A 19119-nucleotide genomic window follows, 5' to 3' on the forward strand; every position below is an offset into this window, starting at 1 on the left:
AATGTGGGTTTCCGCGAGCAGTCTGCATCCGTGAGACGCATCGTGGGAATCGTCCTGGCGGTGCTGCTGATCGGCGGAGTGGCAGTAGCCGTCGTAGCAGGCCGCGACAGCAAGGACACGAGCACGGCAACGAAGACCGTGCGTGGAGTGATCGGGTCGGAGAAGGCGGAGTTCTTCGCCGATCCCGATGTGGTGAAGGCCCTTGCTGCCAAGGGGTTCACCGTGAAGGTGGAGACGTCCGGGTCCTGGGCCATGGACCAACTTCCACTGAAAGGCTACGACTTCGCATTCCCCAGCTCGAAGGCTCCGGCCGATGAGCTGCAGCGCAAGTCCCCCGTCAAGGGCGGCCCGCTCAGGCCCTTCTACTCGCCGCTCGTCGTCGTCGCGCACCGCGGCGCCGCGCAGGTGCTGGCGGACAACGGGCTGGCGACGCTGAGCGGCAGGTCCAGCGGGAAGCTGCACATGGCCCCGTATCTGAAGGCCGCGAAGGCGGACCGGACCTGGCAGCAGCTGGGGGGCGCGGACGAACACGCCGAGTTGACGGGCACGTTGTTCGTCACGAGCACCGATCCCGTCGCATCCAACTCCGGCGCGCTCTACCTCGCCGCCGCCTCGTACGTCGCCGACGGCGGCCGGGTGGCCGCCGACGACGCCGCGATCGACCGCACTGCGCCGCTGCTGAAGAAGCTGATCCAGGTACAGGGTGCGCAGCAGACCAGCAGTGACGCGCCGTTCCGGGACTTCATCAGCGGAGTCGGCAATCCGCTGGTCCTGGTGTACGAGTCGCAGGTCGCATCGCTGCTGTTGCAGAAGCAGCAGCAGGAGCTCGGGGATCTGGTCGTCCTCTACCCGGACACCACCGTCTCCAGCGATCACACCCTCGTACCGCTGACCGCCCCGGGCCGGCAGCTCGGCGAGCTGCTCTCCACCGACCCCGGGCTGCGCAGGCTGGCCGTGCGCCACGGCTTCCGCCCCCAGGGCGCGGCGGCCGAGTTCACCGCAGCGACCGCCGGCCGCACCGACTACATCGACCAACAGCTGACCGGGATCCGCCAGGCGCCCGTGCCCACCGCAACGGTGCTGCGCGCGATGGCCCGCCGGACCCGCGGCTGATGACACACGCCTTCCGGGAGACATCACCCATGACCGAAGCCGAGCCGCAGCCGCTCGTCCTCACCCCACCCGAGCCCGTCGCCCCCGTCCGTACCGAGCAGGCCGCCGGGCTCGTCCCGGTCGACGACTCCGTGCGCACGGAGATGACGCGACGCGCCACCGAGTACGTCGGCAGCCTCGCCGGGCTCGATGCCCGCTCGCCCGAATTCACCACCAGGATCGGGGAGATCGCCGCCCTCGGGCAGGGCGACATCCGCAGCGCCGCCCAGCAGTCCAACCGGATGCTGGACCGTACGGTCCGTGAGCTCTCCGCCGGGTCGGGGGACGGGGACGCCCAGTCGAGGGTCGGTGCCTCACTCGTCGAGCTGCGCCGCACCGTCGAGGACCTCGACCCGCGCGACACCCCCGGCCGCGGCGCCCGCCGGCTGCTGGCGAAGCTGCCCGGCGGCAACAGGCTGCGCGATCATGTCGCGAAGTACGCCTCCGCGCAGTCCACCCTCAACAGGATCGTGGGCTCGCTCCGCGGCGGCCAGGACGAACTGCGCCGCGACAACGCCGCCCTGCACACCGAGCGCACCCGGCTCTGGGAGACGATGGGCAAGCTCCAGGAGTACGTGGTCCTCACCGAGGCCCTGGACGGCGCCGTCGAGCAGCGCATCCGGGCGACGGAAGCCGCCGACCCCGTGCAGGCGGACGCCCTGCGGGCTGATGTGCTGTTCCCCGTACGGCAGAAGCACCAGGATCTGCTGACCCAGCTCGCGGTCTGCGCGCAGGGGTACCTGGCGATGGATGTCGTACGCCGCAACAACGAGGAACTGATCAGGGGCGTCGACCGCGCCGCGACCACGACCGTCTCCGCGCTGCGGATCGCCGTGATGCTGGCATCGGCGCTGGAGAGCCAGCGCAAGGTGACCGAACAGGTGCAGGTGCTGCGCTCCACGACGGAGGATCTGATCCGCGGCAATGCGGAGATGCTCGCCACGCAGAGCGGGGAGATCCAGCGGATCGCCGCCGACCCGGCGGTGGGCGCGGAGACGCTGCGGACGGCATTCCAGCAGATCTACCGGACGCTGGACGCGATCGACACGTACAAGGTACAGGCGACCGAGTCCATGGCGGCGACGGTCGAGTCGTTGACGGCCGAACTCCAGCAGGCCGGCACCCACTTGGAGCGCAGCCGGTCCGCGGGGGCCCTTGAGGGCGGCGGTCTCGGATGACGGGCCGGCTCAGAAGGCTGCGCCGTCGGACATCGCGCACGCTCGCCGCACTGCTGGCCGCCGCGGTACTCGTGCCGATCGCCGCGTGTTCGGCGGCGGACGACCCCGCGGCGTCCGGGAAGAAGGACGACAGCGCGCCGCGGGCCGGAACGCTGCGCGTACTGGCTTCCAGCGAACTCGCCGACATGAAACCGCTGTTGGAGCAGGCCCGGAAGGCCACCGGAATCACTGTGCGGCCCACCTGGACCGGGACGCTCGACGCCGTCCAGCAGCTCGGCTCCGGGAAGGCGGACGGGGCGTACGACGCGGTGTGGCTGTCGTCCAACGACTATCTGCGGCTCCACCCGAAAGCGGCGAAGCGGATCACTTCCGAGACGCCGCTGATGGCGTCACCGGTCGCCCTCGGCGTCAAACCGGCGGTGGTGAAGCGGCTGGGCTGGGAACCGTCGCGCGTCACCTGGTCGCAGGTGCACCGGGCGGTGGCCGACGGGGAACTGACGTACGGAATGACGGATCCGGCGCGCTCCAACTCCGGTTTCGCCGCACTTGTTTCGGTCGCTTCGGCACTGTCGGGCGCCCAGTCCGCGCTGACCGACGCCGATGTCCGCAAGGCGAGCGGGAAGATGGAGGAGTTCTTCGGCGGACAGCGGCTGACCTCCGGTTCGTCCGGCTGGCTGGCCACCGCGTACGCCCGGCGGGGCACGGTCGACGCGCTGATCAACTACGAGTCCGTGCTGCTCTCCCTCAACCGGGACAGCCGTACCGGGCTGACGGTGATCCGCCCGCGCGACGGTGTGGTGACGGCCGACTACCCGCTGAGCCTGCTCTCCGCCGCCTCGCCGGAAGCGAAGGACTCGGTGCGCACCCTGACCTCGTACCTCCGCTCCCCCGCCGTGCAGCGGCAGCTGACCCGGGAGACGTTCCGCCGCCCGGTCGTCGCGTCCGTACGGCCGGCGGCGCCGCTGGCCGCCGAGGCGCGCCGTGAACTGCCCTTCCCCGGCTCGCGATCCGTCGCGGACGGGCTGCTCGACCATTACGAGAACAAGCTCCGGCGGCCCTCGCGCACCGTGTACGCCCTGGACACGTCCGGATCGATGAAGGGCGAGCGGCTGCGGAAGCTGAAGGCGGCGCTGACCGGGCTGACCGGGGACTTCCGGGAGCGCGAGGAGGTCACGCTGCTGCCGTTCGGGTCGTCGGTGAAGCGGGCGCGCACACATACGGTCGATCCCGCCGATCCGCAGGCTGGGCTTGCGGCGATCAAGGCGGACACCGCCGCCCTGACCGCGAGCGGCGAGACGGCGATCTTTTCGAGTCTGGAGTCCGCCTACGACCTGCTGGGTCCGGACACCGGGTCCGCGTTCACCTCGATCGTCCTGATGACGGACGGCGAGAACACGACGGGCGACTCGGCCGACGACTTCGCCGGCTTCTACCGTTCGCTCCCGGCTGCGCGCCGCGTCACCCCTGTCTTCCCGGTCGTCTTCGGCGACTCGGACCGTGCGGAGCTGGACGCGATCGCCTCCCTGACCGGCGGCCGGCTCTTCGACGCGACGAAGGACCAGGGGCCGGGTTCTCTGGACGGGGCCTTCGAGGAGATCCGTGGCTACCAGTAGAGCGCCGGGCCGGATCCTGGCGTACATCGAGTCGCGCAAGAACCTCACCGGGAGCGCCTGCGGGATCGCCGGGCTCGCCCTCACCTTCACCGGGCTCGCGGGGGCGTACTGGCCGGTGGTGATCGTCGGGCTGTACGGCGCGGGTGCGCTGATCGCCCCGCCCGAGCGGCCACCCGCCCCGGACTTCCCCGACCCGTCGTCCCAGCTGGAGTCGTTGCGGGCCGACTTCGTGACCCTGCGGGCGTATCTGGACGAGGTCGAGCTGCCGCCCGCCGCATCCGGGCGGCTCGTCGAGCTGACGGAGCTGCTGGCAGGGCTGCTCGCACCCGGCTGGGTCTCCGAGGCCCTCGCCACCGACCCGGAAAGCGTCCACGCCCTGTCGCGCGCCGTGCACCAGGACATTCCGGAGTCCGTGGACACGTATCTGCGGACCCGCTGGTGGACGCGGATCGCACCGAGCACCGAGCCACCCGAGCGCCACCTCGAACAGCAGCTGTCGCTGCTGCACCGGGAGGCGGAGTCGCTGGTCACGGGGTTGCGGGAGGCCGAGGCGCGCCGGCAGCAGACGCATACGCGGTACCTGGAGGACCGGGGCCGGTCCAACTGAGCCCTGCCGGAAGGGCGGGGGTGACATCGCCGGTGTCGCTGAGGGCCATCCCGGAAGGCGGCTCGACCGAAGGCAATGCGAAGGAACATCGAAGCAATGTGAAGATCTCGTGCGCAAGCATACGGCGATGCGCGGACGCTCTCTATAAAGGGGCGGGAAAAGGCGACCCCCGGAACCGTAAGGGGATTCCGGGGGCCGTTCCGCGGCAGGCTGTTGACCCCACAGGTCAGGGCGGATGTCGAAAGGCCTGGCCGCGGGGATCGCAAGGGCGCGCTTCAGGAGTGCGCCCGGGTGGGCGACGCCTCGAAGGCGCCGCCCCGGGGGCGTCAGCCCAGGCGCTGGACCAGCGCGCGGTACTCGTCCCACAGTTCCTTCGGCGTGTGGTCACCGAAGGTGTTGAGGTGCTCGGGGACCAGCGCCGCCTCCTCGCGCCAGACCTCCTTGTCGACCGTGAGCAGGAAGTCCAGGTCGGACTCGGAGAGGTCCAGGCCCTCGGTGTCCAGGGCGCCCTTGGCGGGCAGGATGCCGATCGGCGTCTCGACGCCCTCGGCCTTGCCCTCCAGGCGCTCGACGATCCACTTCAGAACACGGCTGTTCTCGCCGAAGCCCGGCCACACGAACTTGCCCGCGTCGTTCTTGCGGAACCAGTTCACGTAGTAGATCTTCGGGAGCTTCGCCTGGTTCCCTGCCCGCGCGGCGTCGCTGCCGACCTTGATCCAGTGGTTCATGTAGTCGCCCATGTTGTAGCCGCAGAACGGCAGCATGGCGAACGGGTCGCGGCGCAGCTCGCCGACCTTGCCCTCGGCGGCGGCGGTCTTCTCGGAGGCCACGTTGGCACCGAGGAAGACACCGTGCTGCCAGTCGAAGGACTCGGTGACCAGCGGCACGGCCGAGGCGCGGCGGCCGCCGAAGAGGATGGCCGAGATCGGCACACCCTTCGGGTCCTCCCACTCGGGCGCGATGATCGGGCACTGGCCGGCCGGGACGGTGAAGCGGGCGTTGGGGTGGGCGGCGGGCGTGCCGGACTCGGGGGTCCAGTCGTTGCCCTTCCAGTCCGTGAGGTGCGCGGGGAGCTCCTCGGTCATGCCCTCCCACCACACGTCGCCGTCGTCGGTGAGCGCGACGTTCGTGAAGACGGAGTTGCCCCACATGGTCTTCATGGCGTTGGCGTTGGTGTGCTCGCCGGTGCCGGGCGCGACTCCGAAGAATCCGGCCTCGGGGTTGATCGCGTAGAGACGGCCGTCCTCGCCGAACCGCATCCAGGCGATGTCGTCGCCGATGGTCTCGACGGTCCAGCCGGAGATCGTGGGCTCCAGCATGGCGAGGTTGGTCTTGCCGCAGGCGCTCGGGAACGCGGCGGCAACGTACTTCGCCTCACCCTGCGGCGGCGTGAGCTTGAGGATCAGCATGTGCTCGGCGAGCCAGCCCTCGTCGCGGGCCATGACCGAGGCGATGCGGAGCGCGTAGCACTTCTTGCCGAGAAGGGCGTTGCCACCGTAGCCGGAGCCGTACGACCAGATCTCGCGGTCCTCGGGGAAGTGCGAGATGTACTTGGTGGAGTTGCACGGCCACGGAACGTCCTCCTGGCCCTCCTCCAGGGGCGCACCCAGCGTGTGGACCGCCTTGACGAAGAAGCCGTCGGTGCCGAGCTCGTCGAGGACGACCTGGCCCATGCGCGTCATGGTGCGCATCGAGACGGCGACGTACGCGGAGTCGGTGATCTCGACACCGATCGCGGAGAGCGGGGAGCCGACGGGGCCCATGCAGAACGGAACGACGTACATCGTGCGACCGCGCATGGAGCCACGGAAGACACCCTTCTCACCGGTGAAGATCTCCCGCATCTCGGCGGGGGCCTTCCAGTGGTTCGTCGGGCCCGCGTCCTCCTCCTTCTCGGAGCAGATGAAGGTGCGGTCCTCGACGCGGGCGACATCGCTCGGGTCGGAGGCGGCGTAGTACGAGTTCGGGCGCTTGATCTCGTCGAGCTTGGTGAACGTGCCCTTGGCCACGAGCTCCCCGCACAGGCGCTCGTACTCGGCTTCGGAACCGTCGCACCAGACCACGCGGTCCGGCTCGGTGATGGCTGCGATCTCGTTCACCCAGGAGGCGAGCTCCTGGTGACGGGTGGGAACAGTGAGGGGAGCCGCGATGTCGCGCGCCACGATCGCTCCTTGTTGAGGGTGTCTTTGGGCTGTTGCCCCGTGGGGGCTGCGACCCGGATGCTTCGTAGCCGCTCATCCGGTGCCGACCATACTCATTTGATCATCCGACCGATTCGTCCATATGTCCAGAGGGGCGCCCACGTGAGCATCGCCACTCGCATTCGCAACCTACGGTGGCGTAGGTAGCATGCGGTCATGACTGCTGCCGCCGCCGCGCCCGAACCAGCCGAGGTCGAACCAGCCGAGCCGGGCCCGGCCGAGGTGGCGCCGGACCCGGTGAAACCGCGCATGCGCGGCTGGCTGCATGCCGGAATGTTCCCCGCGGTGCTGATCGCGGGGATTGTTCTGATTGCGCTCACGGACAGCATCCGCGGCCGGATCGCCTGCAGCATCTACATCGCGACCGCATGCCTGCTCTTCGGCGTGAGCGCGGTCTACCACCGCGGCACGTGGGGTCCGCGCGGCGAGGCGGTGCTGCGCCGGCTGGACCACGCCAACATCTTCCTGATCATCGCGGGCACGTACACGCCGCTGACCCTGCTGCTGCTCCCGGAGTCGACCGGGCGTCCGCTGCTGTGGGCGGTCTGGGCGGCAGCCGCGGCCGGCATCGCCTTCCGGGTGTTCTGGGTCGGCGCCCCCCGCTGGCTGTACACCCCCTGCTACCTGGCGATGGGATGGGCGGCGGTCTTCTTCCTGCCCGATTTCATGCGCACCGGCGGGATCGCGGTCCTGGTCCTGGTCGTCGTCGGCGGCCTGCTCTACAGCGCGGGCGGCGTCATCTACGGGATCAAGCGACCCAACCCGTCGCCGCGATGGTTCGGCTTCCATGAGGTCTTCCACTCGCTGACCCTGGCGGCCTTCACCGTGCATTACGTCGGCATCTCGCTGGTGGCGTACAACCACGCCTGAGCGCCCCCCTCCCCCACCCCTCAAGGGCCGCGGCTTCCGAGCCGCGGCCTGACGCTCCGACGCCTCGGGGGGCGCCAGGGGTGCGCCCCCCGCTCTTGAGGCCATGGGCGCAGACCACAAACGGAGCGCCGGTCGGGCACGCCCCGGGCGCCCCCGGTCACCCCCCGAGCTTCCGCGCCAGCTCCCCCGCGTCCGTGGTCGGCGCGTCGCACACAAAGTGCCGGCAGACGTACGCCGTCGGCGCCCCGCCGACCATCGGCCGGTCCACCAGCAGCGGAAACTCCGCGCCACCGGTCTCGCCCGCCGCGACCACCGCCCCCGGCGCCCACCCCAGCAGTGCCGTACGGTGCAGTCCGCTGCCGACCGGGCCGGCGACCGCCACCTCGCGCGGGCCGTCGAGCAGCGCCTCGGCAACCGCGAGACCCCACCCGATGAACCGCGGAACCCGTGGCCCGAGCGCCTTCACCACCCCCAGCGCACCTTCCGCAGCAGCCCGATGGGCCTCGGATCCGGTGTGCGCGGCGTACGAGAGCAGCGCTCCGGCAGCCGCCGTCCAGCCCGCCGGAGTCGCGCTGTCGGTGGGGTCCTGCGGGCGGCGGATCAGCTGTTCGGCGTCGTCCGCCGTGTCGTACAGCTGCCCGCCCTCGCCGGTGAAGTGCTGCAGCACGATGTCGAGCAGGAAGCCGGCGAACTCCAGCCAGACACCCTCGCCGGTGACGGCGGCCAGCGCGAGGAAACCCTCCGCGACATCGCCGTAGTCCTCCAGGACCCCGGCGTTGTCACCCGCCCGGCCGTCCCTGGACGTCCGGGACAGCCGGGCATCGTCGCCCATGTGGACCTGGACCAGCAGGTCCGCGGCCTCCGTGGCGCGTTCGATCAGGTCGGGCCGGTCGAAGTACGCCCCGGTCTCGGCGAGCGCGGCGATCGCCAGACCGTTCCAGGCAGCCACCACCTTGTCGTCCCGTCCGGGACGCGCCCGCTCCTCGCGCGCCGCGAGCAGCCGGGCCCGCACATCGGCGGCCCGGTCCCGGTCCACCGCGTCGTCGGTGCGCGGCAGCTGGAGCACGGACGCGCCCTCCTCGAAGGTGCCCGCCTCGGTCACCCCGAAGTACTCCGCGGCGAACGTGGCGTCCTGCTCTCCCAGCGCCTCGCGCAGCTGCGCGGGTGTCCAGACGTAGTACGCACCCTCGACGTGCTTGCCGCCGCCGTCCTCGCTGTCCGCGTCGAGCGCGGAGGCGAACCCGCCCTCCGCCGTCCGCAGCTCCCGCACCATGAAGTCGGCGGTCTCCAGCGCGACCCGGCGGGCCAGCTCGGACCCCGTCGCCCGCCACAGATGGGCGTATACCCGGCAGAGCAGCGCGTTATCGTAAAGCATTTTTTCAAAGTGCGGCGTCACCCACGCCCGGTCCACCGAGTAGCGGGCGAAGCCGCCGGCGAGCTGGTCGTACATCCCGCCCCTGGCCATCGCCTCACAGGTCTCGGCGGCCATCTGGAGAGCCCCCTCGGCGCCGGTGCGGGCGTGGTGGCGCAACAGGAACTCGATCGTCATGGACGGCGGGAACTTCGGGGCGCCGCCGAAGCCCGCGTACTTCTCGTCGTAATCCCTGGTCAGCCCGAGCAGCGCCTGCGCGAGGTCCTGCTCGCCGGGCAGCCCCTCCCCGCCGTGCGCCAGCGAACGGCCCGCCAGATCGTGCACGATGCGCCCGGCGACCTCGGCGACCTCGTCGGGGCGTTCGGTCCAGGCGGATACGACGCCTTCGAGGATCTGCCGGAAGGACGGCATGCCGTGACGGGGCGCGGGCGGGAAGTACGTACCGAAGTAGAAGGGTTCGGCGTCGGCGGTCAGGAAGACGGTCATCGGCCAGCCGCCCTGACCGGTCGCCGCCTGCACCGCCTCCATGTAGACGGCGTCGACGTCGGGCCGCTCCTCGCGGTCGACCTTCACGTTGACGAAGTGCTCGTTCATGTATGCCGCGGTCGCTTCGTCCTCGAAGCTCTCGACCGCGAAAACATGGCACCAATGGCAACTTGAGTATCCGACGCTCAACACCACCGGAACGCCTCGCTCCCGCGCCTCGTCAAAGGCCTCGGGCGACCAAGGCCACCAGTCGACCGGATTGTCGGCGTGCTGAAGAAGGTACGGAGACGTCTCATGGGCCAGGCGGTTCGGCATACCTCCATCCTGCCTGAATGGACCCGCTCCATCCCATGTCCTGGCCCTCAAGCCGCAGGATCGGATGCCTCTGCAGTAGCCGCTCATGCTCTCTCGCGCTCAGCCGCCCCACGCAGGACACTTGTCCCGAAGAGAGCTCTCGGAGGGGGACGGACATGCGGGACAGCCACCGCGCTGAAGCCGAACGGCTGTTGGTACGCGCCGTGGAGGAGGAAGTACGCCGTTCAGGGGGCAGGACCGACGCCGGTGCGCTGACGGCGCGCGGGCGGGCGGCGCTCGACTCGCTGGCGGCCGGTGCGGCCGAGGAGTACGCCGCGTACACGCAGGCGCTCGATGCGATGGAGGCCGGGCAGAAACCCCTGTCGCAGCAGTTCAGCAAGGCGGCGCTGGGAACTCCCCTGCTGGTCACGGGGGTTGCCGCGGCGGCGGCGTTCGGCGCCGATCTCGCGTTCGGTACGGCGGCGGGGCCGGCGCTCGGGGCGGGCGCCGTCGTCGCCGTCGCGGGCGCCGCGGCCACCGTCGTCAAGGTGACCGCCTCGCACTGGCCCGCCGCCCACCGGCACGCGGGTGCGGCGGGCCAGCCCGGCGGGCCCGAACAGCTGCGGTTGCAGTGGCTGGCGGCGCTGGAGGTGCGGGGCATCCGCCCGTTCCTGGACCAGCAGCGGATGCTGAGCGCGTCGTCCCGTACGCCGAAGAAGAAGGCCGCCGCCGTCGTGCCGCAGCTGCGCGGCGGTGACCGCAGTGCGGCGGCGCGCAGGCGGTCGCTGCTCGACCAGTCCTTCGGGCATCTGCCCGCCCCCGACGGCCCGTTCGCCGGCCGCCGGGCCGAGCTGGCGCAGATCGCCCAGTGGGTGCACGCGGCCCGCGCGTCGACGGAGACCAGGCCGACCGTCGTCGTCCTGCACGGCACGCCCGGCTCCGGGCGCACGGCACTCGCGGTGCGGGCGGCGCACGAGCTGAAGGACCAGTTCCGGGGCGCGTGCGTGGTGGATCTGCGTTCCGATGTCACCGGCGAGAACCCGCTGCCGACCCGCGACGCGCTGCTGCACCTGCTGAACCGGCTCGGCGCGCCGCGCGAACAGCTGCTGTTCCGGGATGGGGTCTCCGCTGATAGAGCGAAGTCGGGATCCCGGGGAAGGTCCTCCGCCGAGCAGCAGGTGCGACGGCTCAGCGAGCTCTACCACCAGCATCTGACCGGTACGCCCGTGACGATCGTCCTCGACGACGCCGGCGACCCGGCGCAGGTCCGTACGCTCATACCGGAGCGCTCCGACAGCCTGGTTCTCGTCACCGCCCGCGCCCCTCTCGACCTGCCTGCCGACATTCCGGCGTGGGTGCATCAGCTGCCCGTGGGCCCGCTGGACGCGGCGGGTGCGGAGGAGCTGCTGCGCGTGTCGGCGCAGGAGGAGGACCAGGGACCGTACGACTCCCAGTCGACGGACGCGATCGCCGAGCTGTGCGGTGGGCTGCCGCTGGCGCTGCGGGTCGCGGGTTCCTCGCTCGGGCCGCGTACCCGCACGGCGCTGGCCACCGAACTCGCCGCGTACGGTCCCGTCGCCCCTGTCGAGCGGGCTCTGTGGCTGCGCTACACCGACCAGTCCGAGCAGGCGCGAAGGCTGCTGCGCCGGCTCGCGCTGGCCGGGCGCGCCAGCCTGGGCGCGGCGGCGGCCGCGGCACTGCTGTCCGCCGAGGAACGGGAGGCGCAGTCACTGCTGAGGGCCCTGTCCCGGGCCGGGCTGCTCGACCATGTGCGGGGTACGCGCTACCGGCTGCACGATCTCGTACGGGGTTTCGCCCTGGCCCGGCTGCGCGACGAGGAGGAGACGGCGGACCGTACCGCCGCGCAGGAGCGGCTGATCCACAACTACGCGGAGCTCGCGGGTGCGGTGATCCGGATGGTGGACGGGAAGATGTCCACCCGGGCGGGGCAGTTCGGTTCGCACGGGTTCGGTTCGCTCGACGCGGCGCTGCACTGGCTGGACGACGAGTCGAGCTTCATCACCTCCGCGCTGCGGCATGCGGAGGGCGTCGACCAGGGGGCCGTGCTGGACCTGCTGGGCGCACTGTGCGACTACTGCCTGCTGCGCGGCGACCTCTACCGCCTGGGTGAGATCAGTGAGCTGACACAGGCCGTCGACAAGGGGCTGCTGGAACGGTCGGTCCAGTGGCGTACGGGCATCGCGGCCCGGCAGCTCGGCGAGCTGGACAAGGCCCGCACCACGCTGTCCTCGGTCGTCGGTCTCTACCGCGAGGCGCAGAACGACGCGGGCACGGCGCTGGCGCTCTGCTCGCTCGGCATCACCCTGCACCACCAGGGCAACCTCACCGGCGCGTCGGCGCGGCTGCGCGAGGCGATCGCCCTGCAGTCCTCCGACGGACAGGCCGAGGACCGGGCGTGGTCGCTGCACGCCCTGGCCGCCGTCGAGCGCGACCGGGCGAACCTGGCGGAGGCCCTGACCCTCCTCGACACGGCACTGACCCTGCACCGGGAGGGCGAGTCGCTGCACGGCGAGGCGTGGACGCAGTTCCAGCTGGGCCAGGTGCTGCTGCGGATGGGCGATGTGCCCGGGGCCGAGGAGACGCTGCGTACGGCCCTGGACCTGTACGGCCGCACCCGTGACGAGCGCGGCGAGGCGTGGGCGCTGACCCAGTTGGCCCGCGCCCGGCTGCTCGACGGCGACCCGGACCCGGCGGTCGACAAGTTGCGCCGGGCGCTCTCCCGCCACCGTGACAACGAGGACGCGCGCGGTGAGGCGTGGACGCTGTACTACCTGGGCCAGGCGCTGGAGGAGGCGGGCGACACCGACCGGGCGGTGCGGGAGCTGGAGCGGTCGCGCACGATGTTCTCGCGGATGCGGGACGTCTACGGGCTGGCGTGTGCCCGGCACCACTCGGGCCGGGTCACCCGCGACCAGCGGGCCGCCCGGACCGGCAATCTGCGCAACTCGGGTTTCGCCCGTCAGCTCCTGGCCGACGCCCGGGCCGACTTCCGGCGCATCGGCGTCGCCCACGGCGAGGCGTGGACGTGTCTGGAACTGGCCCTGGTCGACGCGGGGAACAACCGGGCCGCCCAGGCGCTCGTGCTGTGCGACGAGGCGGTGGACCTGTTCGACTCGTACGGCGACACCCGGGGCGCCGACTGGGCCCGCTTCCTGCGCTGCACTCTGCTGCCGTACGCGTCGGCGGGCGGCACGGAGGTGGGCACCGTGGTGGCCCAGCAGGAACTCGCCGACCTGCTCCGGGCCGGCCACCCGAACCGCGACAGCAAGCTGGAGGACTGCGCGGAGGCGTTCACCGTGGTCCTGAACCGCGGGATCGACCTGGAGGACGGCTGGCAGGCCTGGCGCCTGGGCATGACCCCGACCCGGCATGCCCGGGAAATCATGGGCGTGCCGGTGGGGGCGAGGCCGTGACGGGGCGTCGTTGACCGGTTGTCGTCAATCGCCGGGCGGGCACAATCAAGCCCGTCCGGCGATTGAGGACGAAGCGGCAACGGGTTGCGCCGGAACCCGCTACTTCCCCTTCGCGGACCCGGCCCCCGCCACCTCGGCGTCGCCAGACGTCCCCGCATCCGGGTCCGGCGCCTCCTCGAAGTTCACCTTGCCCATGTGCCGGTTCATGGACTTCATCAGCAGCCACACGCCCACCGCGAGCGCCGCGAAGACGAGGAAGCCGAGGACGCCGGGTGTCACCTTGTTCTTGTCGAATTCCTGGGCGAGAGGAACGACGTGGGTCAGTGCCTGGGTCGCGTACATATCAGGCATTGTCGCGGATGCCCGCGAAGAGGTCGCTCTCGGGGAGGGAGGTATCGACGAGAGACTTCGCCAGCTCGTACTCCTCGGTCGGCCAGACCTCCCGCTGGATGTCCATCGGCACCCGGAACCAGCCGCCGTCCGGATCGATCTGCGTGGCGTGCGCGATCAGCGCCCTGTCCCGGGTCTCGAAGAACTCCGCGCACGGAACGTGCGTGGTCAGCGTCCGCTCGACGCGCTCGAACTCCTTCCAGCGCTCCAGCCACTCGCCGTACGGCGACTCCAGGCCGCGGGCGAGCAGCGCCTCGTGCAGCGCCACCGTACGCGGACGGTTGAAGCCCTGGTTGTAGTAGAGCTTCTGCGGCTGCCACGCGGGGCCGAACTCGATCTCGGGGAACGTCTCGGTGTCCGTGGCACCCTCGAACGCGATCATCGTGATCGTGTGGGTCATGATGTGGTCGGGGTGCGGGTAGCCGCCGTTCTCGTCGTACGTGGTGATGACCTGCGGCCGGAACGCGCGGATGGAGCGGACGAGACGCCCTGCCGCCTTCTCCTCGTCCTCCAGCGCGAAGCAGCCCTCGGGAAGCGGGGGCAGCGGGTCGCCCTCGGGCAGCCCCGAGTCGACGAAGCCGAGCCACTCCTGCCTGACGCCCAGGATCTCCCGGGCCTCGTCCATCTCCTTCTTCCGTACCTCGTGGATGTGCTCCTCGATGTACGCGTCGCCCTGGAGTTTCGGGTTGAGGATGGAGCCGCGTTCGCCTCCCGTGCAGGTCACCACCAGCACGTCCACCCCCTCGGACACATACTTGGCCATGGTGGCCGCGCCTTTGCTCGACTCGTCGTCGGGGTGGGCGTGGACGGCCATCAGTCGAAGCTGCTCAGTCAAGACTCGATCCTCAGTGATTCGGCCGCCGTCGAGTGGCGCCGTCCCGGAGGGACGTCGGTGTGGGGCGGCGGTCGGGTGGCGGGTGGGCGGCTTCTATAGTGACCGAACCGGGGGGCGGAAAATTCCTCGATCCCCGGTAAGAGAGGAACGATCATGACTGCGGTGCGTGAAGCACTTCCGGAGGGCCGCTACGGGCGCTCCGCGGACGAGCGCGCGGACCGCAAGCTCAAGATCATCGGCTCGGTGCTGGGCGTGGCGCTGCTCGGCGTGCTCGGCTGGATCGGTTACGACTACGTGGCCGGCCAGGGCATCAGCGCCGAGGTGATCAAGTTCAGGATCGCTTCGGACGACCGGGTCGACATCCACCTCGAGGTGCGCAAGGACCGGGACGCGAAGGGGTACTGCACCCTCCGCTCCCAGCAGGTGGACGGCAGCGACGTGGCCCGGAAGGACATCCGTTTCGACGACCGTTCCGACCGGATCGACCGGATCGTCACGCTGCGTACGACCTCGCGGGCGACCAGCGTCGAGCTGCTGGGCTGCACGGTTGACGGCGGGTCGTCGAACTGACCGGCACGGACCGGTCCTGACCTGCGATTATCGCGGCTGACCTGCGTTGGCGCGGTCATAGCGCTTTACCTTCTCCCCCTTTTCCTGGGGAATTGTTAGGCTCGTGGTTTCGCCCACCCGTGGAGGCACATGCTTCTGGGTAGGGCGATGCTTTGTATTCCCAGTACCCACGCTTGAATATCCAGTACCGACTAGGAGCACCTGTGACCCAGACCAGCGAAAACGTCACCTGGCTCACGCAGGAGGCGTACAACCAGCTCAAGGCCGAGCTGGAGCACCTGTCTGGTCCCGCGCGCACGGAGATCGCCGTCAAGATCGCGGCGGCCCGCGAGGAGGGTGACCTCCGGGAGAACGGCGGGTACCACGCGGCCAAGGAGGAGCAGGGCAAGATGGAGTTGCGGGTGCGCCAGCTCACCCAGCTCCTGGAGCATGCGAAGGTCGGCGAGGCCCCCGCCGACGACGGCGTGGTCGAGCCCGGCATGGTCGTCACCATCGCGTTCGACGGTGACCCCGACGACACCTTGACGTTCCTGCTCGCCTCGCGCGAGTACGCGAGCGCGGACATCGAGACGTACTCTCCGCAGTCTCCGCTCGGTACCGGCGTGAACGGCAAGAAGATGGGCGAGGACGCCGAGTACGAGCTGCCGAACGGCAAGCGGGCCTCGGTGAGGATCCTCGCGGCGAAGCCCTACTCGGGCTGAGCCGGCCACCGGACACGGCAGAACACCAGGAAGCCCCGGCCGCCGACGGCCGGGGCTTCCTGGTGTTCCTCAGGCGGTCGCCGAACGGTACTTGCGGACCGCGAGGGTCCGGAAGACCACGATGATCAGCACGGACCAGATCAGCGAGGCCCAGACGGGATGCTGCATCGGCCAGGCACCGGACGGGGAGACGCCCGGGTTCCCGAAGAGTTCGCGGCAGGCCTGGACGGTCGCGCTGAACGGGTTCCATTCGGCGACCGGCTGGAGCCAGCTCGCCATGTTCTCGGTGGGCACGAAGGCGTTCGAGATGAACGTGACCGGGAAGAGCCAGATGAGACCGCCCGACGTGGCCGCCTCGGGGGTGCGGACCGACAGACCGATCAGCGCCCCGATCCAGGAGAAGGCGTACCCCAGCAGGAGCAGCAGCGCGAAGCCGCCGAGCACCTTGCCGACGTTCTCATCGGTGCGCCAGCCGACCAGCAGGGCGACGACCGCGAGAACGACCAGGGTGAGCGTCGTCTGGACGAGGTCGGCGAGCGTACGGCCGGTGAGGACCGCGCCGCGCGCCATCGGCAGCGAGCGGAACCGGTCGATGAGGCCCTTGTGCATGTCGTCCGCGATGCCCGCGCCGGCGCCCGCGGTGGCGAACGTCACGGTCTGCGCGAAGATGCCCGCCATCAGGAAGTTGCGGTAGTCGCTGGGGCTGGTGGAACCGCCGATCATCATGGAGCCGCCGAAGACGTAGCTGAACAGCACCACGAACATGATCGGCTGGATCAGCCCGAAGATCACCATCTCCGGGATCCGGGTCATCCGGATCAGATTCCGCTTGGCGACGACGAGGGAGTCGCGGACCGACCCGCCGATGCCGCCGCCCGCCCTGGGGGCTGCCGCGAGGTGCGGCGTGTCCGTCGTGGCAGTCACTTCCTGACCTCCTGTCCGGCCTTCGTGCCGGTCTGAGCGGCGGGACCCGGGACCGTCCCGTTCTCGTCGGTCTCCGGTGCCTCGGCGACATGGCCGGTGAGCGAGAGGAACACGTCGTCGAGGGTCGGGCGGCGCAGTCCGATGTCGTCGATCTCGACCCCGCGGGTGTCGAGATCACGGATGATCTCGGCGAGCAGCTTGGCGCCGCCGAAGACCGGGACCGTCAGTTTGCGGGTGTGCCGGGCGACGGTGACCTCGCCCTTGCCGAGGGTGGCAAGGACGGCGCGGGCCGGATCGATCTGGTCGGGGTGGTGGACGACGACCTCGACGCGCTCGCCGCCGGTCCTGGCCTTCAGTTCGTCGGAGGTGCCGCGGGCGATGACGAGGCCGTGATCGATGACGCAGATGTCATGCGCCAGGTGGTCGGCCTCCTCCAGATACTGCGTGGTCAGCAGCAGCGTCGTGCCGCCTGCGACGAGCTCCTCGATGACCTCCCACAGCTGCTGCCGGTTGCGCGGGTCGAGTCCGGTCGTCGGCTCGTCCATGAACATCACCGGCGGGGAGACGACGAGCGCCGCCGCCAGGTCGAGGCGGCGGCGCATGCCGCCGGAGTACGTCTTCGTGGGGCGGTCGGCCGCATCGGCGAGGTTGAACCGCTCCAGCAGCTGCACCGCGCGGGCCTTCGCGTCGCGCCCGCTCATCTGGTAGAGCTGACCGACCATCTGCAGGTTCTCGCGGCCGGTCAGATACTCGTCGACCGCGGCGAACTGGCCGGAGAGGCCGATCGAGCGGCGTACCTCGTTGGGTTTCTTCAGCACGTCGATGCCTGCCACGACGGCCCGGCCGCTGTCGGGTCTGAGCAGCGTCGTGAGGACACGGACGGCAGTCGTCTTGCCTGCGCCGTTGGGACCGAGGAGGCCCAGGACCGTGCCCTCCGGCACGTCGAGATCAACACCGCCGAGTGCTCGTACATCGCCGAAGGTCTTCACCAGACCTTCGGCGTAGATGGCGCCTGGCATACGGGATTCCCCCAGAGCGTTTGTTGGCTTCCTCGACAGATCCTAGGTTTGTGCGCCTCTCCCCGCCCGGCAAATAACAAACCTGACGGCGTGTCAGTCCGTCACCAGGTAACCCGCGCCGCGCAGCTCCGCGGTGACCTCCTCGCAGTGCTCGGGGCCCTTGGTCTCCAGATGCAGGTCGACCTCCGCCTCGGTGAGTCCGAGCCGCGGATCGGTCCGCACATGGCCGATGTCGAGGATGTTGGCGTCGGCGACGGTCAGCACGGAGAGCAGCGTGGCCAGTGCACCCGGACGGTCCGTGAGCCGGACCCGCAGGCTGAGATAGCGGCCCGCGGTCGCCATGCCGTGGGTGAGGATGCGCTGCATCAGCAGCGGGTCGACATTGCCGCCCGACAGCACGGCGACGACCGGTCCGCGGAACGACTCCGGGTCGCTCAGCAGCGCCGCCACCGGGCTCGCCCCCGCCGGTTCGACGACCAGCTTCGCCCGCTCCAGGCAGAGCAGCAGCGCACTGGAGAGTTCGGCCTCGGAGACCGTACGGACCTCGTCGACCAGTTCCTGGACGAGCCCGAACGGTACGTCGCCGGGGCGCCCCACCTTGATGCCGTCCGCCATCGTCTGGAGCGAGCCGATCGCCACCGGGTAGCCGGCGGCGAGCGACGGCGGGTAGCAGGCGGCGCCCGCCGCCTGGACTCCGACGATCCGCACGTCGGGCCGGATCGCCTTCACGGCCACGGCGATGCCCGCGGCGAGTCCGCCGCCGCCGATCCCGACGACGATGGTGCGGACCTCCGGGCACTGTTCGAGGATCTCCAGGCCCACGGTGCCCTGTCCGGCGATGATGTCCGGGTGGTCGAAGGGGTGGATGAAGACCGCGCCGGTCTCCTGGGCGTACTCCTCGGCGGCGGCGAGGGTCTCGTCGACGACGTGGCCGTGCAGCCGGACCTCGGCGCCGTACTCGCGGGTCGCGGCGACCTTCGGCAGCGGCGCCCCGACCGGCATGAAGACCGTTGAGCGTACGCCGAGCAGCGCAGACGCGAGTGCGACACCCTGCGCATGGTTTCCGGCGCTTGCGGCGACGACCCCGGCGGCGCGCTCGACCGGGGAGAGGCCGGCGATCCGCACGTACGCGCCGCGCAACTTGAACGAGCCGGTCCGCTGCAGGTTCTCGCACTTGAAGTGGACCGGCGCGCCGACCAGCCCGGACAGGTGACGGCTGCCCTCCATCGGGGTCATCCGGGCCACGCCGGAGAGCATCTTCCGTGCGCCGCGGACGTCGTCGAGGATCACTGGGGGAAACGGGTGTGGCGTACGGAAGTTCATAACCGCAAGTCTCGCAGCTGGACGCGGGGCCGGCCGCCGTGCTGGTGCCGTCCTGCGTCGATGTTCGCAGGTTTGTGCAGCACTGGTACACGTTGCCCCGTCGCCGCGTACTCTGTCCCCCACCCATCCGAACACCGCACGAAGAGAGCC

General features: G+C 70.5%; 15 protein-coding genes. 8 read left to right on the forward strand and 7 right to left on the reverse strand.

Annotation, left to right across the window (positions count from 1 at the left end; genetic code table 11):
* Positions 1-3: 3 nt before the first annotated feature.
* The 4 genes from OH809_RS16305 to OH809_RS16320 are packed head-to-tail and all read left to right on the forward strand — an operon-like array spanning position 4 to position 4550.
* Positions 4-1113 (forward strand): hypothetical protein, encoded by a 1110-nt coding sequence (locus OH809_RS16305; RefSeq protein ID WP_406421704.1) that lies wholly within the window; start codon positions 4-6, stop codon positions 1111-1113.
* A complete protein-coding gene (locus OH809_RS16310; protein WP_406515282.1) occupies positions 1113-2330 on the forward strand; it encodes a toxic anion resistance protein in 1218 nt (405 codons plus the stop codon). The genes OH809_RS16305 and OH809_RS16310 overlap by 1 nt, the downstream gene beginning before the upstream one ends.
* Positions 2327-3943, forward strand: coding sequence for a substrate-binding and vWA domain-containing protein (locus OH809_RS16315; protein WP_406515283.1), 1617 nt, complete (start codon positions 2327-2329; stop codon positions 3941-3943). The genes OH809_RS16310 and OH809_RS16315 overlap by 4 nt, the downstream gene beginning before the upstream one ends.
* The gene (locus OH809_RS16320) at positions 3930-4550 is read left to right on the forward strand and encodes a hypothetical protein (protein WP_406515284.1); all 621 of its coding nucleotides are present in this window, start codon (positions 3930-3932) and stop codon (positions 4548-4550) included. The genes OH809_RS16315 and OH809_RS16320 overlap by 14 nt, the downstream gene beginning before the upstream one ends.
* A gap of 326 nt (positions 4551-4876) precedes the next feature.
* Here OH809_RS16320 and OH809_RS16325 read toward each other — a convergent pair whose 3' ends face one another.
* Positions 4877-6712: a phosphoenolpyruvate carboxykinase (GTP) gene (locus OH809_RS16325; RefSeq protein WP_406515285.1), complete on the reverse strand. Its 1836-nt coding sequence runs from the start codon at positions 6710-6712 to the stop codon at positions 4877-4879.
* Between the two features lie 195 nt (positions 6713-6907).
* Between OH809_RS16325 and trhA the strand changes: the two genes are divergently transcribed.
* A complete protein-coding gene (gene trhA, locus OH809_RS16330) occupies positions 6908-7621 on the forward strand; it encodes a PAQR family membrane homeostasis protein TrhA (RefSeq protein WP_406515286.1) in 714 nt (237 codons plus the stop codon).
* Between the two features lie 157 nt (positions 7622-7778).
* Here the strand turns inward: trhA and OH809_RS16335 are convergent, their stop codons facing one another.
* A complete protein-coding gene (locus OH809_RS16335) occupies positions 7779-9794 on the reverse strand; it encodes a thioredoxin domain-containing protein (RefSeq protein WP_406515287.1) in 2016 nt (671 codons plus the stop codon).
* 155 nt (positions 9795-9949) lie between these two features.
* Here OH809_RS16335 and OH809_RS16340 point away from each other — a divergent pair, with 155 nt between their 5' ends.
* Positions 9950-13207 (forward strand): tetratricopeptide repeat protein, encoded by a 3258-nt coding sequence (locus OH809_RS16340; protein ID WP_406421697.1) that lies wholly within the window; start codon positions 9950-9952, stop codon positions 13205-13207.
* Positions 13208-13306: 99 nt separating this feature from the next.
* Here the strand turns inward: OH809_RS16340 and OH809_RS16345 are convergent, their stop codons facing one another.
* Both OH809_RS16345 and mca read right to left on the reverse strand, forming a co-directional pair.
* Positions 13307-13549: a hypothetical protein gene (locus OH809_RS16345; RefSeq protein WP_406421696.1), complete on the reverse strand. Its 243-nt coding sequence runs from the start codon at positions 13547-13549 to the stop codon at positions 13307-13309.
* Position 13550: 1 nt separating this feature from the next.
* Positions 13551-14432, reverse strand: coding sequence for a mycothiol conjugate amidase Mca (mca, locus tag OH809_RS16350; RefSeq protein ID WP_406421695.1), 882 nt, complete (start codon positions 14430-14432; stop codon positions 13551-13553).
* A gap of 153 nt (positions 14433-14585) precedes the next feature.
* Here mca and OH809_RS16355 point away from each other — a divergent pair, with 153 nt between their 5' ends.
* A complete protein-coding gene (locus OH809_RS16355; protein WP_406421694.1) occupies positions 14586-15002 on the forward strand; it encodes a DUF4307 domain-containing protein in 417 nt (138 codons plus the stop codon).
* A 203-nt stretch (positions 15003-15205) separates the two neighbouring features.
* On the forward strand, positions 15206-15703 hold the full coding sequence (gene greA / locus OH809_RS16360; protein ID WP_406421693.1) for a transcription elongation factor GreA: 498 nt from the start codon (positions 15206-15208) through the stop codon (positions 15701-15703).
* A gap of 69 nt (positions 15704-15772) precedes the next feature.
* On the opposite strand, the gene OH809_RS16365 is transcribed toward greA, so the two are convergent.
* The 3 genes from OH809_RS16365 to ilvA form a co-directional block, all read right to left on the reverse strand.
* On the reverse strand, positions 15773-16627 hold the full coding sequence (locus tag OH809_RS16365; RefSeq protein ID WP_406421692.1) for an ABC transporter permease: 855 nt from the start codon (positions 16625-16627) through the stop codon (positions 15773-15775).
* Positions 16624-17646: an ATP-binding cassette domain-containing protein gene (locus OH809_RS16370; protein ID WP_406421691.1), complete on the reverse strand. Its 1023-nt coding sequence runs from the start codon at positions 17644-17646 to the stop codon at positions 16624-16626. The genes OH809_RS16365 and OH809_RS16370 overlap by 4 nt, the downstream gene beginning before the upstream one ends.
* A gap of 93 nt (positions 17647-17739) precedes the next feature.
* Positions 17740-18969 carry a threonine ammonia-lyase gene (gene ilvA / locus OH809_RS16375; protein WP_406421690.1) on the reverse strand — a complete coding sequence of 410 codons (1230 nt, stop codon included), beginning with the start codon at positions 18967-18969 and terminating at the stop codon, positions 17740-17742.
* Positions 18970-19119 lie beyond the last annotated feature (150 nt).

The sequence above is a fragment of the Streptomyces sp. NBC_00873 genome (assembly GCF_045207415.1).
GTDB lineage: Bacteria > Actinomycetota > Actinomycetes > Streptomycetales > Streptomycetaceae > Streptomyces.

What these genes read in the sequence shown, in the direction of transcription:
- OH809_RS16370 (WP_406421691.1), bottom strand. Translation starts at nt 17,646, where the DNA reads ATGCCAGGCGCCATCTACGCCGAAGGTCTGGTGAAGACCTTCGGCGAT.
- OH809_RS16340 (WP_406421697.1), top strand. Translation starts at nt 9,950, where the DNA reads ATGCGGGACAGCCACCGCGCTGAAGCCGAACGGCTGTTGGTACGCGCC.
- ilvA (WP_406421690.1), bottom strand. Translation starts at nt 18,969, where the DNA reads ATGAACTTCCGTACGCCACACCCGTTTCCCCCAGTGATCCTCGACGAC.
- trhA (WP_406515286.1), top strand. Translation starts at nt 6,908, where the DNA reads ATGACTGCTGCCGCCGCCGCGCCCGAACCAGCCGAGGTCGAACCAGCC.
- OH809_RS16310 (WP_406515282.1), top strand. Translation starts at nt 1,113, where the DNA reads ATGACACACGCCTTCCGGGAGACATCACCCATGACCGAAGCCGAGCCG.
- OH809_RS16355 (WP_406421694.1), top strand. Translation starts at nt 14,586, where the DNA reads ATGACTGCGGTGCGTGAAGCACTTCCGGAGGGCCGCTACGGGCGCTCC.
- OH809_RS16335 (WP_406515287.1), bottom strand. Translation starts at nt 9,794, where the DNA reads ATGCCGAACCGCCTGGCCCATGAGACGTCTCCGTACCTTCTTCAGCAC.
- OH809_RS16315 (WP_406515283.1), top strand. Translation starts at nt 2,327, where the DNA reads ATGACGGGCCGGCTCAGAAGGCTGCGCCGTCGGACATCGCGCACGCTC.
- OH809_RS16345 (WP_406421696.1), bottom strand. Translation starts at nt 13,549, where the DNA reads ATGTACGCGACCCAGGCACTGACCCACGTCGTTCCTCTCGCCCAGGAA.